This is a genomic window from Ascidiimonas aurantiaca (assembly GCF_037646345.1).
GTDB lineage: Bacteria > Bacteroidota > Bacteroidia > Flavobacteriales > Flavobacteriaceae > Ascidiimonas > Ascidiimonas aurantiaca.
This window is the reverse complement of record NZ_JBBEWR010000010.1, coordinates 66663-84809: the sequence shown is the minus strand read 5'-3', so window position 1 is coordinate 84809 and position 18147 is coordinate 66663. Positions and strand designations below refer to the sequence as shown.

At 39.7% G+C, this 18147-nt stretch carries 9 protein-coding genes; 7 read left to right on the top strand and 2 right to left on the bottom strand.

Annotated elements, in window-relative coordinates; genetic code table 11:
- Position 1: 1 nt before the first annotated feature.
- From WAO84_RS11290 to WAO84_RS11265, 6 genes are all read left to right on the top strand, one after another.
- Positions 2 to 2926: a hypothetical protein gene (locus WAO84_RS11290; protein WP_340065860.1), complete on the top strand. Its 2925-nt coding sequence runs from the start codon at positions 2 to 4 to the stop codon at positions 2924 to 2926.
- Positions 2923 to 7029, top strand: coding sequence for a contractile injection system tape measure protein (locus tag WAO84_RS11285; protein ID WP_340065859.1), 4107 nt, complete (start codon positions 2923 to 2925; stop codon positions 7027 to 7029). The genes WAO84_RS11290 and WAO84_RS11285 overlap by 4 nt, the downstream gene beginning before the upstream one ends.
- Positions 7020 to 8363, top strand: coding sequence for an ATP-binding protein (locus WAO84_RS11280; protein WP_340065858.1), 1344 nt, complete (start codon positions 7020 to 7022; stop codon positions 8361 to 8363). Before WAO84_RS11285 ends, WAO84_RS11280 begins: the two co-directional genes overlap by 10 nt.
- A 2-nt stretch (positions 8364 to 8365) precedes the next feature.
- The gene (locus tag WAO84_RS11275) at positions 8366 to 8755 is read left to right on the top strand and encodes a DUF4280 domain-containing protein (RefSeq protein WP_340065857.1); all 390 of its coding nucleotides are present in this window, start codon (positions 8366 to 8368) and stop codon (positions 8753 to 8755) included.
- A 214-nt stretch (positions 8756 to 8969) separates the two neighbouring features.
- Positions 8970 to 11063, top strand: a complete 2094-nt coding sequence (pta, locus tag WAO84_RS11270) for a phosphate acetyltransferase (RefSeq protein ID WP_340065856.1) — start codon at positions 8970 to 8972, stop codon at positions 11061 to 11063.
- An 11-nt stretch (positions 11064 to 11074) separates the two neighbouring features.
- Positions 11075 to 12265 carry an acetate/propionate family kinase gene (locus tag WAO84_RS11265; protein WP_340065855.1) on the top strand — a complete coding sequence of 397 codons (1191 nt, stop codon included), beginning with the start codon at positions 11075 to 11077 and terminating at the stop codon, positions 12263 to 12265.
- Between the two features lie 244 nt (positions 12266 to 12509).
- On the opposite strand, the gene WAO84_RS11260 is transcribed toward WAO84_RS11265, so the two are convergent.
- Complete coding sequence (locus WAO84_RS11260) at positions 12510 to 15776, bottom strand: VPS10 domain-containing protein (protein WP_340065853.1); 3267 nt, start codon at positions 15774 to 15776, stop codon at positions 12510 to 12512.
- Positions 15777 to 15994: 218 nt separating this feature from the next.
- On the bottom strand, positions 15995 to 16624 hold the full coding sequence (locus WAO84_RS11255; RefSeq protein WP_340065851.1) for a hypothetical protein: 630 nt from the start codon (positions 16622 to 16624) through the stop codon (positions 15995 to 15997).
- Between the two features lie 248 nt (positions 16625 to 16872).
- On the opposite strand from WAO84_RS11255, the gene WAO84_RS11250 reads away from it, so the two are divergent.
- The gene (locus WAO84_RS11250; RefSeq protein ID WP_340065849.1) at positions 16873 to 18135 is read left to right on the top strand and encodes a hypothetical protein; all 1263 of its coding nucleotides are present in this window, start codon (positions 16873 to 16875) and stop codon (positions 18133 to 18135) included.
- Positions 18136 to 18147 lie beyond the last annotated feature (12 nt).

Genomic DNA, 18147 nt, shown 5'->3' with positions numbered 1-18147 from the left:
CATGGCAACCGATTCAAATAAAGGGTATATTGAGAAATCAGAACGTGATTCCGGTAAGTATGAGGATATGTACCTGGAAGGTGTTCAAATACTGCAACAGCTTTCGGGAGCAATATGGACGGATTATAATGAGCATGATCCCGGGGTAACTATACTCGAAAACTTAGCATATACCCTAACCGATCTTGCCTATAAAACAGATACTCCTATACAGGACATCCTCACAGAGTCTAAAGGAAGCCATCTCCAATCAGGAGATAATGGTTTCTTTATACCTTCTGTAATCCTTACTACCAATCCTGTTACCATTACAGATCTTCGAAAGATCTTCATTGATGAGATAGAAAATGTGAAAAATGTTTGGATACGGCCTCAAAATGCACCTTCTAGTGCAGATGCTTCAAAAAACCCGCAAAGTAACCTTAAAGGGTTATATCACATTTATGTAGAATTACATGACTACTCTTCTAATAAAGTCGATCTTAAACAGGAAGAGAATCGTATTGTTAATGAGGTGAAAGAATTGTACCATGCTCACAGAAATCTTTGTGAAGATATCTACGATGTTACTCTACTCGAACAATTTAAACTCTATTTACATTTAAACCTTACACTTGACGTTGAAGCCAATGGAGAAGAAGTATTTGCCAATATTTTTTATAAAATAAATGATTACCTCTCACATGACCCCAAGTTTTTTTCGCTATGGGAGTTAAAAGCAGCCCATGAAGATGTAGATGCAATATTTAACGGCCCCTTACTTAAAAATGGTTTTATTAAGAGTACCCATTTAAAAAAAAGACTTCGTTTTATTGTACCTTCAGACCTAGTGAAACTTATTGCCCGAATAGAAGGTGTGGTAAGTGTTGATAAATTTCAGTTAGCGTATCACGATACCTTAGACCCGGAAGAGGGTCGCTTAAAATTCATTCAACAGGAAAAAATAGCCATTCCCGAGAATTGTACCCCCAGTTTAGAGTTTCCCAAAACTAATAAAAACCTGGTATTTGAAAATAATGGGATACGGTTTTTCCCCGATCTGGAAGAGGTTGAAAAAAAGCTCTCCTATATGGAAGCTATGAATTATGGTAATTTCCGTTCCGTATCACAATCAGTAAATGAAATAGAGATACCCAAAGGAAAGTTTATGGATCTCGCGTCCTATTACTCTATCCAAAACCAATTTCCCAGGGTGTATGGCATAGGAGCATTCGGGTTACAGAAGGGCCTGCCTGCCAAACGTTATGCCCAGGCAAACCAGTTAAAAGCTTACTTATTGCCTTTTGACCAGTTAATGACCAATTTCCTGGCTCAACTCACACATGTATATAATTTGTATGATGTAAATGATGATACAGTACAGTCCTATTTTTCTCAGACATTGAATGATATAAATGGACTGGCAGAACTCATTAAAGAAAATGAAGATGAAGACCAAAAAGAAGCTTTAGAACAATGGGAGCGTACTTTAAATGATCTCAATGCACTATTTGACAATAATGCAGTGAAAAGGCTTAATGATGTAGCAGATAATCTTCTGGCTCGATTTAGTGAACAGTTTTCCACATATGCTCTCAGAAAAATAAATACCAATTGTTATGGAAAAAAATTGACCGATGAGCTTTTTGAACACAAACTATTATCATGGAAACGAAAATTAGTGGCCAATTATGCACAACTTAGTTATAACCGGGCCAAAGCATACGATTATACACGTATGGTTAAAATTACCCGTGATAACAAGATAGAAGACAAAGAGAACAGGCTTATCCCGGGACTTATTCAAAAAATAGCCATATTAACCGGAATACGAGAAGTAATGATCCGTTCATTAACAGATATCGTTGAAAAATCAGGGATCAAGATCTACCAAAGAAAAGGCGGTTTAGATAGTATTAGTGAGAAACTGGAAGTAGTATATGCGAAAGATAAAGATCAAATAATAGCCCCTGATGATATTGTGATCATTGATGAAAATGTTGATAACCTGAGAAATTCTTTCTATTTCATGGGAAATACAGGCACCATCTTAAAAGATGTCCTTAGAGAAGGTGTTCTGGAAGAAAACTACCATATAAAATCTACTGCGGGCAATATAAACAAAGCGTATTATGTACTTTTCCAAACAAAAGGAGAAAAAGCGAGTATTGTACATATAGCCAATACAAATGAAGAGGCAAAACAAGCAGTAGCCTATTGTATAAATTTTCTGGTTGAGCTCAACGAAGCTACCGAAGGTATTTACATGATAGAACATATTCTGCTCGCTCCTCCTTATCATGGAAACTTTTTTGGTTTTTCTTTTTGTCTGTCTTACGGAGAAAACAAAACCATTACCTTCGAGCAGGCTTATCTCAGTTCCAATTATGAAAGAAATATATATGTTAATGAAATTGTAGCTAACCTGTATAGGGATGGAACACTACAATTAAGACCCATTAAAATGGGAGAAACATATTCCATCCAGATTTTTGATTCAAAAGGAGAACAACTGGCTACAAGTGTTGAACGTTTTGATACAGTGCACGATGCATTGGGAGAGATTAAAGAGATTGTTGAAAAACTACGTTCCTTCCAGCAATGGCAATTCGACCCTGAAGTTGTTTATACAGCGTATTATGGGGAAAACAAAGTGGAAGAAAGCTTTTTTTCATTTCAAATGAGCTTTATTCTCCCGGCCTGGCCCGTACGCTTTCAGGACGATAATTTCAGGACCAAATTTGACAATATTGTTGGTGAACAGGCTCCCGTACACATAGCCTGTGAGTCCTGTTGGATAGATCTCGAAGAAATGATCACATTTGAGAATGTATATTTTCAGTGGCTGGAAATTATATATTCAAATACACTCACAGAAGAACAGATGGATCTGGCATATCAGCTTATAACATTGATTCAGGGATATACATCAAAAACAGCAAATTGAAAATATCAGGACACCATACCATTCGTGAGCAGGCTTATGAAATAACACTTCAGAATGAAGAAAAGGCCCAAAAAATACAGTCTGCGATAAGCTTGTTACAGGAGTCCCAAATAGCGCAACTCATTGATAGAATATTGACAGAGTTTGATGAGGAAACCCATATTTATAATTTTCAATTAGTAGAGCTGGACCTGGGAGTTCTTTCTATAGATAACTATGAAAACGAACTGGCAGATCGTATAGAAGAAGCACTCATTAATTTTTTAAGGTACAACTTATCCGGTAAAACGCCACACCAGGGGCAAAAAACCAGTATATCCACAGGTAAACTGGAAGCACTCAGATACTTTTTGCAAAAAGGCTATTTTAACTGGAATACCGGCAGTAAATCACCTACCTCACTGGTCAAAGAATTAGTGTACGAAGCCAAAGATGATCTTACAGCCATGCTAAAGGTTATTGGTAAAAAAGAAGTGGTAAGAAAACGCATGGTTCTGCAACTGCAGGTTGAAGCATTGACGCAAATAGTACAAGCCGTTAAACCTGAAGAGAGCCGTTATATACTTCCTTACAAAGAAAGCCTGTACAAAGAGCAGGAAAAAAACCAGATAATAAAAGTTTCATCTCTCAATTTCAAAAACGTTTTATGGGAGATTATACTAGCCTATCTTTTCGTAGAATCCCGCAGCTATTATAACAAAAAAAGCTTTTTACAGTATCTGTTGCAAAAAACAGCAGAAAAGTACAGGCTCACCTATACATTTCTGTTACAGTTGTTGTCTCAGGGCATTGTGAGCACGCCGACAAACGAACCGGAGTATGAGTTTAGAAAGATCTTAAAAGAACTCACTGAAGATCATTTTACCGGTAGTCACCTCGAAGATATTTCCACGTCAATATCTGGCGATTCCACAAAGCAGTTAATTACACATATTGATGAATATGTAAAGACAGGGATTTTCACTTCCGAAACGAGTGTTCGTTCAAAAGAAGAGTTGCTGTGGTATTTTAAAAAGCTGTTAAAAAGTAAAGATCGCCAGTATAAAAATTATGTAGAGAAATGGTTTTCAGAACCTTTATCCAAAGCACGTTTACTGGCTATAGCAGATAAAGAGCTTTTAAGTCTCTTTTTAGGTTTAGTTCAAAAAGAATACCTTACCATAGCCATTGGTTTTTTTGAAACCTTGCGAACCCTTAAAACTACAGAAAATTCAATAGCAGAAAAATCAGTACGTGATCTGTGGCAGAAAAAAGAGTTCCTTATTTTAGAGGCCTATCATCTGGTAAGCAGGGATAAAACAAACATTATTATCGCTATATTAGAAGCCATTCATGCTGAGTTTGATACTCAGAAAGAATCCCTCTACCACCTTTGGCAGAATATAAAAACACATAAAGAGGTGCCGGTTTATGTTTCCGAAGCACTGAGTGTTTTTTTGAAACAGAAAAAGAAAGAACCAGAAGAGCTTGCCGGTACTTCTGTCCTGTACCCCGTACGAGGAATAGCTGTGCTGCGAGATAAAATTTTACACTTTGTACAAAATCAACCCAGACATTTATGGGATGCGTGGTTTCGTGAAAAACTTCCGCATTGGTCCAGAGAAACTTCCCTGGACGCATTTTCATTACTCAGAGTACTTCGCAGGCAGTTCGAAATAAGCTTTTCCTCTCCCGAAGCATTGACATTTGTAGATACACAAATATCTCTTGTATTGCATAATCCTTATGAATATCAGGAAAAAGAGACTGCGACTGATGCCAACAACAAAATTTCCGGTCAGGTAGGAGCAGACAAAGAAAACAAAAGCATTCAAAGCACAAATGAAAGTAGTAAAGAAAGCAGTATAGACCCGCATATACTTATTACTCTTGAAGATAAAATAGCATCAGTCATAGCTTATCACCCCAATTTTTCTGTATGGAGTGAAAAAGTAGTCACCCTGTTGCGTTTACAGTCAGACAAAATCAATGTACCGGTAGATTTGTTGTTAGATCGTTTACTGAAACATTTATCAAAAAGTGTGACCGGCCTTTTGCAAAGAAAACTTCTGGAACTCAAAACATCCTCCTTTTACAGAGAAGAAATACATTCTTCTACTCCTGCAGACAAAACCACTCGAGTAAATAACTGGATGTTACACCGTTTACAAAAACACTTTTCGCGGTTGCTTAAGCAAACGTCCGGATATGCAGCCTGGAAGCGTGAGGCTATTAAAGAAATGAAAATGTACGGGCACCGGTATGGCATCTCAATAGATCAGTTCCTGACAGCACTTATTAAGTGGTTTGATTCCTCCAAACTGTCAGAAGAAGAAAACCTTTTATACCAGCGCCTTCTAAAACTGGAAGCCTCAGAAGAACTGCGAGGCATTCTCCAAAGGGCACACTTGCAAAAAAGTGTGGAGTATAAAAAGAATGTAGTTTTTTATACTGTAAGAGAAGGCGTATTTCCATGGTGGGCCCTACCGTTTTCTTATCATGATTTTAATGCCTTTTTTAAAGTTCTTGCACTAAACACAACTCATGAAAAGGCTCTTTTGAAAACGATACGGGAGCATGCAAAGCAACAGCGTTGGCATGCCTTTCTTAATGAAGAAAATTATCAGTGGATACTTAATAAGTATGACACTTCTTCGCAAAAAACATTTAGCAACCTCTCCAGTACCCTTCTGGCGGTATTTGAAAAGCAGTTACTTCCCTTAGGGTTATTATCACACCAACAACTGGCAATTTTTAAAAGTGACCTGCTGGAATGGACCTTAACAGAAAAAAATACCTCTGGGGGTAGGTTTGAACCGCTTTTTGAAAAATGGATATCACAAACTGACTGGCTTAAAAATCCGGGGCTATCAGAGTTGTTAGCAACCTCATTACAGAAAATAAATGCTCATTCTGGAGATACGACCGTTCAAAAGGCAGTATCCAATTTGTTAAAGAAACTCCATTTATATGCGTACCCGGAAAAGAAAACTATTTCCATTACCTCACAATTACATGTTTTTTTTAAGCGAATACGATACAGGCAATTTACAGATCAGGATCAAAAAAACTCCCTTATTTCACAATTGGAGTGGGTAGGGAACAATTACCCCAATCAGTTAAGAGAGTGGATGACCACCCATGCCTTTCGTGAAGGGTTAGTCAACTATCTTGAACCCACCCGGGTGGTTAGGGTAATTCGAATGCAAATAAACCCGGTACAGGAAGCTTATCTGGATGAAGCAATTACTGTTTTTGGAAAACTGGAAGTATTTATTTCTACTCAGGAATCTAAAGCCCTAAAAAAGGCCTTTTTTCAACTGGTACTTCTTAAGATCGGTTCCGGGGGGATGAATACCTGGGGCCATAAAAACTGGGGAGAACTTTTGTACTCAGTTATTTTGCAGGTTCTGGGCAAATATAAGGCCGTTAAGGTATTTGGTAATATGTATGAGAAACAAATGCTTAGGTATAACTCTGAGGAAATGAAAGATGCACAGGTAATATCTTATCTTTTTCAGAAAACTCTTTTTACAGATACTTCAAATAGAGTACGGCGCAGCAAAATACCTGAAGATCAGGATTATAGAAAACTGGGAGAAGAAGAACCCCGCGAGTTGAAAAACCCCATTTTTGTGAACACTGCCGGTTTGGTGATCATTTCACCTTTTCTGGGGATGCTTTTTACAAAATGCGGATTCATGGAGAACAGTACATTTATAAATACAGAGGCTATATACAAGGCAATACATTTACTGCATTACACAGCAACCGGAAATACAGGTGCCGAAGAATATCATCTGCCCATGAGTAAAGTGCTGTGTGGTTTTCCGGTGAGTGAACCTGTTAAAAGAGTGATTCTTCTGGAAGAACAACACAAAGAGATAGCAGAAAGTCTTCTGGAAGCGGTTATTAAACAATGGTCTGTACTTAAAAATACATCTGTAGCGGGTTTACGAGAAACCTTTTTACAAAGAGACGGTAAGCTGGAACCCGGAGAGGAGATGTTCTACCTTCGCGTGGAACAGAAACCTTTTGATATGTTGTTAGATCAGCTCCCCTGGAGCATTGGCACAATAAAACTCAGTTGGATGACAAAAGCATTAAAAACCGAATGGAGGTAACTACAAAAAATACAGCAAAAGTTTTAGGGGAAGAGATCCGTTGGTTTGAAAAGGTGGTAGATACCCGTCTCACATTATATTTTAAAAATGAGAGTGACCATGCTTGCGTTTTTGAGCACGCTCCCCCACAGTTTGACGGGCAGGTATGCCCATATGCAGGGTTTGTAAAGAACAGAACACTTGATTTTACAGAGCGCCTGGTATTAGTTTTAGCCTTGTTGCCCCATATAAAACCACAAAGCCTCGATGTTTTTCTGATAAGAAATCAGAACTTAAACAGTGAGTTTTCAGAATTTGGAGGTATTCGTGATACGGCAAAAGCAGGTTTTTTTCCCACTATGGAAACGGCTTGTTTTATAGTATGTGGGGACGATCTGGATAAACGTTTTGCTTTTATGAAACAGTTTCACCCCAATCATATGTTTTTCAGGAAAGGTATTCTGGTTCGCGATACTGAACAGGAGACCAGCTTACAGAGTCGTTTAGTGATCTCTCATGAATACATGGGTCTTTTTACTACCGGCAAAAAACATCTCCCCGAATATAGTGCCAGGTTTCCGGCAAAGAAAATAATGACCGAACTGGAGTGGGAATCCCTTGTTGTAGATGATCATGTAATGGAAGATCTTAAAGAGATCAAAGAATGGCTTATTCACAGTGAGACCATACTTGACCACTGGCATTTACGAAAGAATCTTAAATCAGGATTCAGGGCCCTTTTTTATGGGCCTCCGGGAACGGGGAAAACGCTGGCAGCCACTTTACTGGGAAAAGAGACCGGCCGGCCTGTTTTTAGAGTAGATTTGTCACAATTGGTATCAAAATACATTGGGGAAACCGAGAAAAACCTCGGGCAACTGTTTGATGAAGCAGAAAATAAAGAGTGGATACTCTTTTTTGATGAAGCAGACGCCCTTTTTGGGAAGAGAACACAAACCAGAGGGGCTAATGACCGCTATGCCAATCAGGAAATAGCCTATCTCTTGCAGCGCATAGAAGATTTTTCAGGGTTAGTGATTTTGGCCACCAATATACATACTAATATAGATGAAGCTTTTTCGAGAAGATTTCAAAGTATGATCTATTTTCCGAAACCCGGAGTAGAACAACGTGCCCTCTTATGGAAAAACCTGTTTACAGATACTTTTGAGATGGAAGAAAATGTAGATATACAAATGCTTTCGGAAAAATATGAACTTAGTGGTGGTGAAATGATCAATGTGTTGCGGTATTGTGCTCTGGAAGCTGCCAAAAGAAATGAGAAAATTTTAAAACTAACAGATATTGTAACCGGTATTCGAAGAGAGTACCGAAAATCGAATAAAACCTTATAATTATGCCATTACAAGTTTGCATGGGAGCCACTATGACCTGTTCTTTTGGAGCGGCTCCGTCTTCGTTAATAGTGTTACCAACCAATCGGGTTATGACCAGCAATATGCCGGCAGCAACCATAATGGACAATATACCTATTGTCAATATTCCGCCTTTTGGGATGTGTTCTTCTCTCGCTAACCCCACCGTTGCAGCCGCAACTACTGCAGCCCTGGGAGTACTCACACCAATGCCCTGCATTCCGGCTACGGTTACCCCCTGGGTACCCGGTACTACCGATGTACTCATTGGCAATATACCTTCGTTAAATGATACCTGCTCACTTAACTGTTTGTGGGGTGGGGTTATATCTATAGAACAAGCCGGGCAAACACAATGTCAGGTTTCGTAAATTTACAAGACCTAATGCCTTTGTAAATAAATCGTGAAATCTTTGTATGGCTTCTGTTTACTGATAGTTGTCATTTTTACAGATATAAAGACCTTCCTATCTTTGCGAAGAGAAGAGTATATAGTACCGGTTTTAGATATACTAACTGTATATTTCTATACAAAACCTGCAATATCTGTAAAATCATCAATCGTATAAACATTAAAGGCAACACATGAATAAAGCCATCTACATCGCCACTACCGGGCCCAATAGTGGAAAATCTATTATGTCTCTCGGTCTAATGGAACTTTTATTAGGGAAAACGCCAAAAGTAGGGTATTTCAGGCCGGTTATTGATGACATGAAATATCCGCAAAAAGATAATCATATAAATACCATTACCTCCTATTTTAATCTGGATCAAAAGTTTGAAGAAGCTTTTGCATTCAGGCATCGTGAAATTGTGGAAAAAAAGCAACATGAAGATGAAAGTGGTATTATGGATGGTATCATTTCCAAATTCAAAGCGATGGAAGAGCGGTTTGATTTCGTTTTGGTAGAAGGTACCGATTTTTCAAGAGAAGGTGCCATTTTTGAATGGGACATGAATGCACTTATTGCCAAAAACCTGGGGATCCCTTCTATCATTATTGCAAACGGAGCCCACAAGACCCCTAATGAATTGGTGAGCCATATGCGTATTGCGTATGACTCTTTTATGGAAAAAGGAGCCGAGGTGTTACTGGTGGTAGCAAATAAAGTATCTTCGGATATCAGGGAAACCTTGTATGCAGAGTTGAGAAAAAGCCTGCCTGAAAAGGTTTTAGTGAGTGTTATCCCTCAAAATGTCAAACTGTCACAACCTACCATAAAAGAGATACTTGACGAAGTAGAAGGAGAAGTGCTTTTTGGAGAAGAGCATATAAATAATCAGGCAGGATGTTATAGTGTTGGGGCCATGCAGTTACGTAATTACCTAACACATCTTAAAAAAGACAGTTTGGTCATTACCCCCGGAGACAGAGCAGATATTATTCTTGGGGCTTTACAGGCCCATCAGTCTGTAAACTATCCTTCCATATCTGGTATTGTCCTTACGGGAGGACTTATTCCCGAAGCACCGGTAATGAAGCTTATAGACGGATTGACCGATGTATTCCCGGTAATATCTGCTAAAGAAGGTACGTTTGCCCTTACCAATCGAATAGGGCAGATAAAGCCCCGTATATATGCTGAAAATATCCAAAAGATCACTGCTTCCATCAGAGATTTTGAAACGTATGTACCCGTTACAGAACTGGAAGAAAAATTCAATATTTTCGAAGCAGCCGGAGTTACACCCCGTATGTTTCAGTACCATTTATTGAAAAAGGCACAAAATGATGTAAAACACATTGTCTTGCCCGAAGGGACCGATGAGCGTATACTCAGAGCTACGGCCAGGTTACTGGCTCTTAAGGCTGCACAGATCACTTTACTGGGAGATCGCAATGAAATAGAAAACCGTATCCAAAGGCATGATATCAAATTAGACCTCGACAAAGTCTCGATCATAGACCCCAGAAAATCAGAGAACTTCAATGCATACGCACAAACCTTGTATGAATTGCGCAAGCACAAAAATGTGAATGCTGCTATGGCGCGTGACCTTATGGAAGATGTATCGTATTTTGGAAGTATGATGGTATATAAAGGACATGCAGACGGTATGGTTTCCGGAGCAGTGCATACCACCCAACATACCATACGGCCGGCCTTACAATTTATCAAAACAAGACCTGGGGTATCTTTGGTGTCCTCTGTATTTTTTATGTGTCTGGATGACCGGGTTACCGTTTTTGGAGATTGCGCGATCAACCCTAATCCCACAGCGGTGCAACTGGCAGAGATCGCCATAGCTTCTGCCGATAGCAGTAAGGCTTTTGGCATAGAACCCCGAGTGGCCATGTTGTCCTACTCATCAGGTAGTTCCGGTATGGGAGAAGATGTGGATAAAGTACGTGAAGCTACAAGAATAGTTAAAGAAAAGCGTCCTGAAATCAAAATAGAAGGGCCCATTCAGTACGATGCTGCCGTAGATATGGAAGTAGGCAAAAGCAAACTTCCCGATTCGGAAGTAGCCGGCCGGGCCAGTGTGTTTATTTTTCCCGATCTCAACACAGGTAACAACACTTATAAAGCAGTACAAAGAGAAACGGGAGCCCTGGCCATAGGCCCTATGCTACAGGGGCTTAATAAACCCGTTAATGACCTTAGCAGAGGTTGTACAGCCGATGATATCTTTAATACCGTAGTGATTACCGCTATTCAGGCACAGGGTCTTTAAAAAAGAAACTAATGAAAATACTCGTTATTAACTCAGGAAGTTCATCTGTTAAATATCAGATCATAGAAATGCCCGGGGAACATATTTTATGCAAGGGAATGGCCGAACGCATAGGTAGCCCGGAAGCGGTTTTACATCACAAAACCACAAGAGGCTCTGAGCAGAAAATGGAGGTCCTGCCTGATCATAAGACCGCTATTGAAAAAATAACTGCCTTATTAACACATCCTGACACGGGAGTTTTACAGAATGTTGAAGAAATAGAAGCCGTTGGGCACAGGGTAGTTCACGGAGGCAGTGCTTTTGAAGAGGCAACACTTATAAATGAAATCGTAAAACAGAAAATCCGGGAGTTTTTTCCCCTGGCACCACTTCATAATCCCCACAACCTGGAGGGTATTGAGCAATCCCAACAGTTTTTTCCGGCAGCGAGTCAGGTAGCTGTTTTTGATACCGCCTTTCATAATACCATACCCTTACTATCTCGTAAGTATGCGATCCCGGAAACTCTTTTTAAAGAACACGGAATCCAGATGTACGGCTTTCATGGCATTAGCCATAAATACGTTACAGAGAAAGCCGTTGCGTTCCTTGAAAAGGGTTCATCCGGAAAACTTATTTCTGTGCATCTGGGAAACGGGTGCAGTATGACAGCGGTTAAAGATGGAAAAAGTATAGATCACAGCCTTGGTTTTTCAACATCTACCGGACTCATTATGGGATCGCGAAGCGGTGATATAGATCACGCCATCGTTTTCTATCTCGTGAACTCTCTTGGATATACACTTGACGAGGTGAATACCCTGTTAACCCGAAAAAGTGGTATGCTGGGTTTAACAGGTTTCAATGACTTAAGAGATATCGAAAAGGCAGCTACAAATGGTGACAGGGCCTGTCTCCTGGCACTTGAGATGAATGCGTATCGCATTAAAAAGTACATAGGTGCATACACAGCAGCGATGAATGGATTGAATGCGGTCATTTTTACTGCAGGTATCGGAGAAAACTCTTCATTGCTCAGGAGCATGATATGCCAGAATATGGACTATTTGGGAATGGAGATAGACTCTGTTAAAAACAAATCAAAAGAAGAAGGTATTTGTGATATTAGTGCTGCCAACTCCAAAGTCAGGATATTGGTGATACCTACTAATGAAGAACTGGAAATAGCAAAACAGGTGCATACGTTTCTTCAATTTTAAACCAACAAGAAGCAGTTGGTTAGCAGCGTATAAGTTTTTCTTTCCAGGCTTTATGTTAAAAGAGCATAGATGCTTACTAATGATTTTTATCATTCCATACCTGAGAAGGTTGGCATTGTTTTAATCTCACTTTAAACAGATAACGAGATAACAAAACAGGCACTGAAACAATTTAGCGTACTGGAATAAGTAATCAATGAAAAACCGGCCTGAAAATCTCAGGCCGGTTTTTTTATGTATAGTTTTAATCTTCTACAAAAGGAGCACCGGCATCTATGAGTGCTTTGTAAAGTGTATCAAGCCTACTTGTAGCCTGAGACAGTTTTTGAGAGATGGCTGCAAGTTGATCTTCTATAATACGCATGCTCTCTTTATGTGTTTCCGTAGGGCCGTAAGTAGCGTTTCCAATCCCTAGATATATAGAAAACATACGGTCACTTACAGTGGCCACATTTTTTTCACCTACTTGTTGTCTTGAAGGGTTTCCGTTGAGTGTTATGTTAATAGCTTCAAGTTCCTGATGCAGGTCATAAAGCCTTGCATCCAGGTTACCGGGAGCACTGTGTGCCCGGGAGACTGCTTTTTGCATGGCTGTAACTCTTTTAAGTGCTTTCTGCATATCTATAGACAGAAGTGAGGCACGGGCGCTTTGGTTTTCATAATTTCTCCAAAAGGCAGCAACTTCTGAGATAGGAGCCCCTTGTATGGCTCCCTCCCTAAGGGGTTTAACTGTAAATGATACAGGGCGTGAAAGAGAAGTTACCTGCCCGTTGACTATTTTTGAAAGGGAAGCAGAATATTTTCCCGGAGGCGCCAAAAACCCTTCCAGATTTTCTCCTGATGTGTTTTTAAGAGAGATCGCTTCGGGAGCAGGATAGCGCAGATCCCAAGAAATACGATGAAATCCTGCCTTTACCGGCCCTTCTATTTTTCTTACTACTTTCCCCTCAGCATTAGTAACCGTAATAAGTATTTTAGGTTTGTGTTCCGTACGTTCGGCATCTACGGCTTCCCACCCGGGGAAAATAATGTCTTTGTTTTTATTATTTTTTTCTAAAGCACGTCTTTTTTGTTGTGTGGTTTTGAGTTCGTCTTTAAGATAATAGGTGAAAACCGCTCCAAAAGGCGGGTTGGGTGCTACGTAATGCGAGGCTCCCAGACTTCCTTTTTCTTCATCAAAACTAATATCGGGTCTTGGTACATACCACCAGGCATCACGAGGGGTAAACAATTGTGCTTCTTCTTTGAGTTGAGTATCTGTAATGTCACGTAAGGGAGAATAATCATCCAGTACAAAAAAACCACGACCAAAGGAAGCGCCCACCAGATCGTTCTCTCTTTTTTGTATAGCCAGATCTCTAAAAGAGATTGTAGGAACACCTCCATCTAGTTTAATCCACTTCAGGCCACCATTAAGAGAGGTATAGATACCAAATTCAGTAGCTGCAAACAAGAGTTCGGGTTTTACATGATCTTGTACAATTCGCCATACCAGGGTGCGGTCTGGCAAATTTCCTCTTATAGATCTCCATGTACGACCCTTATCTGTACTTTTAAGTAAATAAGGAGCAAGATCTCCGTATTTGTGATTATCGAGTGTTACGTAAACGGTATTGGCATCAAAAAGGTCTGCTTTAATGTCGTTTACAAAAGCAGTAGGCGGCACACCGGGCAGGTTTCCTACTTCTATTTTTCGCCAGTTGGCCCCGCCATCTTCAGTAACCTGTATCATACCGTCATCAGTGCCTGCATAAATGAGCCCTTCCTGTTTTGGAGACTCTGCAAGGGAGGTAATGGTATTGTAATTAGACATAGCTAGAAAATCCCAGGGAGCGTCCCACGATTGTTTTTTACCCATAATGGGCAGCTCTATACGCTCTTCATTTCGGGTAAGGTCTCCGGAAATGGCTGTCCACTTATCTCCTCGATTATCAGAACGCCAAACGCGCTGTGAGGCAAAATAAATACGGGTAGAAGCATGCGGACTCACTAAAATAGGGGAATCCCAGTTAAAACGCTCGGGTGGTTCGTTGGCTCCCGCCTGAGGTTGAATATCTACTACTTCTCCAGTGGTAAGGTCTATCCGGGAGAGGGCTCCTTCCTGTCTTTCTGCATACATAATATCCGGATTTCCGGGTTCGGTAGCAGGTTGATGGCCATCCCAGTTCAATACAATTTTCCAGTCTGAACTCTGAATACCCTGTACATTATCTGTACGGGAGGGGCCTCCCTGAGTACTGTTATCCTGCGTACCTCCGTAAATATTGTAAAAAGGTTCGGCATCATCTACTGCCAGTTTATAAAACTGCGTCACGGGCAGGTTTTCAATGTAACGCCAGTTTTTAGTAAGATCAAAAGTTTCATAGAGTCCGCCATCTGTTCCTACCAGTAGATAGTTGGGGTCGTTTTTCTTGAAAGCAATAGCGTGGTTATCAGAGTGTTTGTGAGCTTCCTGCATTGGGGTAAAGGTTTTTCCACCGTCATTTGATATTTGCATGCGTACATCTACCAGATAAAGGCGTTCAAAATGGTGAGGAGAAGCATAAAGTTCCTGATAATAATGCGGACCGGTTGCACCGGATACGGCATCTGAGCGTTTTTCCCAGGTGGCTCCCCGATTAGCAGAGCGATACACAGCTCCGGTTCTGCGATCCAGTTCAATGGCGGCATACAATATATCAGGTTGTTGGGGAGAAATAGCAAGCCCTATTTTTCCCATCCACGACTTGGGAAGGCCCTCTTTTAAGGCTTCCCAGGTGTCGCCGCCGTCCTCACTTTTATATATACCGGAACCGGGGCCACCGCCCATATAAGCGGCCACCGTTCGGTGTCGTTGCCAGGTAGCTGCATACAACCGGTTAGGATCACGAGGATCTATCACGACATCGGTAACTCCTGTCCAGGTATCATCGCCCAGTGTTTTGTTCCAGGTTTTCCCACCATCTGCAGATTTATACAATCCGCGATCACCTCCTGATTTCCAAAGCGGGCCCTGTACAGCTACCCATATCATATCTGAGTTTTCCGGATGCACAATGATCTTAGAAATATGTTCAGACTTCGTAAGCCCCATGTTTTCCCAGGAGTTACCCCCATCTTTACTGCGATATATACCATCGCCATATCCTACATGGCGCCCTCCCACATTTTCACCGGTACCTACCCATATAATATTCGTGTTATTAGGATCAATAGTCACACAACCTGTAGAGTAAGAGGTCTCTTCATCAAAAATAGGTTGCCACGTAGTACCGGCATTAATAGTTTTCCATACGCCACCCGAGCCGACTGCAACGTACCAGATACTTTCATTATGCGGATGAATGGCAACATCGGCAATACGTCCCGACATAAAGGCCGGACCAATGTTACGAAATTCAAACCCCTTAAAAATAGTATCTGAAGGAGAGGGGAGGAGTGTTTGTTTTCCTTTAGATCTTTGCGCATTTACAGGTAATACCACAAGAAAGAAAAGGAGATATACGAAGTGTTTAAAGAATCTAATTTGCATAGTATTTGATCGGTTTTTAATTTTAATTTATGTAAAAATACTTAAAAACCCTACAAAGCCTATGTTTTACTATGTTAATCTATGCTGTTCATAACCAGTATGATTATTTATTTTTGTATCGCAGAGGTGGAGGTGGTTAAGCGCATTTAACACCTTATTTCATTAATATGGAACAGGAAGAAACCAATACTTGTTAAGATATGGTGGGGAGAATAGTGTTAGGTTTGAGAGCAGTTTTCGTATTCTTTCACTATTTGTAGAATGTCTTGTTCTGTGTATTCTTTATTTTTTAGTTTTAGTACCAGAGAAGGGCAATCCTTAAAAAAACGCATGGCATTTTTTTTGAAAGACCGACTCAAGGGCTTACGGGATTTAATGAGAGTTACATAAGCATCCCCTTCGCGACTTACATAAAATTCATCAGAATTAGTGTTAAAAGGTACAGAAGGTATTGCTGTCTGCATATTAGAAGAACCGCCTGTTATAACTACTCTTTTACTAAAGACGTTAATTTTTCCGCGATGTAATACTCGTACTATTTTTTTCTTTTTTTTTGAAACCAGTTGGTATTCAAAGTGCCCATGCATCGAATCCAGATCCTTAAAAACAATTTTTTCTACCTGTTCTTCCCCGTATTTTATTTTGTCACTCTTTTTCTCTTTCCTGAATTTTACACGCTCTTTGGTTATTAATGCGATTACATCCACATTACCGGGAGTAGGGATCTTTATCTGCCCTTTTAAAATGGTACCGTCTTTTAAAAATAGCTCGCCTTCGGTCCAGCTATATTGTGCGTTACAAAAATTAAAAAGTAATAAACATATTCCAAAAAAAATCTCTTTTTTCATAGGTAGATAATAATCTATTATTTTGTTTTTAGTAAAAAATGAAGCTATTAGTATAATAGTAAAATTATAAAAACATTATAAAAAAAAGCTGGGTTTACCAGAGTTTAACAGGAAAGCCATATAAGAAGCTTTTTTTTTGAACGGCATTGAACAAAATTTCATTAAACCTTATAAAATAACAGGTCTCAGGAAACCATTTTTAAGAGAAGCTATTTTGCTAAATTGTAGTATTTTGTAAGCAAAAAATAATGATCAGAAACAATCTTCTCTTTCGATTTATTGTCCTTTGGTTTGTGTTATGGCTTTTTCCTTTTCCTTTGGGAAGTATTCCCTATCTGGATGTTGTGGCGCAGTTTATTGAAAAAGGTATTACAACTCTGGTATTATGGTTTGGTAATGACGTTCTCTCCCTATCTAATGAAGTTAACTCTGTGACAACGGGAAGCGGAGATAAATTATATGATTATGTACGTTTACTGTGCGTAGTTCTAATAGCAGTACTGGGTACTTTTTTATGGATATTTTTTCAAAGAGGCAGTGCTTTTGAAAACAAAAAAGAAAAGATCAATTATTGGTTTTTAATTTACCTGAGATATTATCTGGCCGTTGTAATGCTGGGGTACGGATTCGCCAAAGTATTTGTATTGCAGTTTCAGGAACCGGGTTTTGTGAGGCTCATTACCAATTTTGGTGATTTCTCTCCTATGGGAGTAGTCTGGTCTTTTATGGGGCAGTCAAAAGCATATACTATTTTTTCGGGGGCACTTGAAGTAATAGGAGGACTTTTGTTACTGCACAGACGAACAACGCTGCTGGGTGCTTCCTTAGTTTTATTGGTTATGGGTAATATCATGGCGCTGAATTTTTTCTATGATATTCCCGTAAAGTTATATTCGGTTCGTTATTTTTTGATAGCATTGCTTATTATGCTTCCCGATATGAGATCTCTGGCTAAAGTTATTTTTGGTTTTGGTAGCACAACTGCCAGGGTCATACAACGTCCTTTTGAAACCCGGAAATGGTATCCTGCCACGCGAATTATTAAATGGGTAGCGGTTATTACATTTGTGGTATATAGTGTATATACCACCTATGGAAGTATGCAAACATATGGTCTTTTGGCGCCTAAGCCAGAACTGTATGGCCTGTATGAAGTTAATGAGTATCTGCGCAATGGTGATCGGGTCCCGCCTTTACTTACAGATTCTACCCGACTGCGGTATATTGCCATTGACCGAAGTACGTTTGCTACTTTGTTTGATATGAAAAAGAATAAAACCTATTATCGTATGTCAAGAGATAGTATTACCCGCAAACTTTCACTGGTAAACTATCAGGACAGTACCGATGTATATACACTTTCGGTCATTGTTAATGATTCTTTATATACCTTTAAAGGGTTACATAAAAAAGACACCATAGAATTAAAGACACAACGTTACGGGAAGGAAGATTTTTTACTAAATCAGCGAAAATTTAAATGGATACAGGAACGCCCCTATAACAGGTAATGAATTTTAAAG

Bases quoted from the DNA above. Each gene is read 5' to 3' on its own strand.
- WAO84_RS11290 (WP_340065860.1), top strand. From the start codon at position 2: ATGGCAACCGATTCAAATAAAGGGTATATTGAGAAATCAGAACGTGAT.
- WAO84_RS11280 (WP_340065858.1), top strand. From the start codon at position 7,020: ATGGAGGTAACTACAAAAAATACAGCAAAAGTTTTAGGGGAAGAGATC.
- WAO84_RS11275 (WP_340065857.1), top strand. From the start codon at position 8,366: ATGCCATTACAAGTTTGCATGGGAGCCACTATGACCTGTTCTTTTGGA.
- pta (WP_340065856.1), top strand. From the start codon at position 8,970: ATGAATAAAGCCATCTACATCGCCACTACCGGGCCCAATAGTGGAAAA.
- WAO84_RS11265 (WP_340065855.1), top strand. From the start codon at position 11,075: ATGAAAATACTCGTTATTAACTCAGGAAGTTCATCTGTTAAATATCAG.
- WAO84_RS11260 (WP_340065853.1), bottom strand. From the start codon at position 15,776: ATGCAAATTAGATTCTTTAAACACTTCGTATATCTCCTTTTCTTTCTT.
- WAO84_RS11255 (WP_340065851.1), bottom strand. From the start codon at position 16,624: ATGAAAAAAGAGATTTTTTTTGGAATATGTTTATTACTTTTTAATTTT.
- WAO84_RS11250 (WP_340065849.1), top strand. From the start codon at position 16,873: ATGATCAGAAACAATCTTCTCTTTCGATTTATTGTCCTTTGGTTTGTG.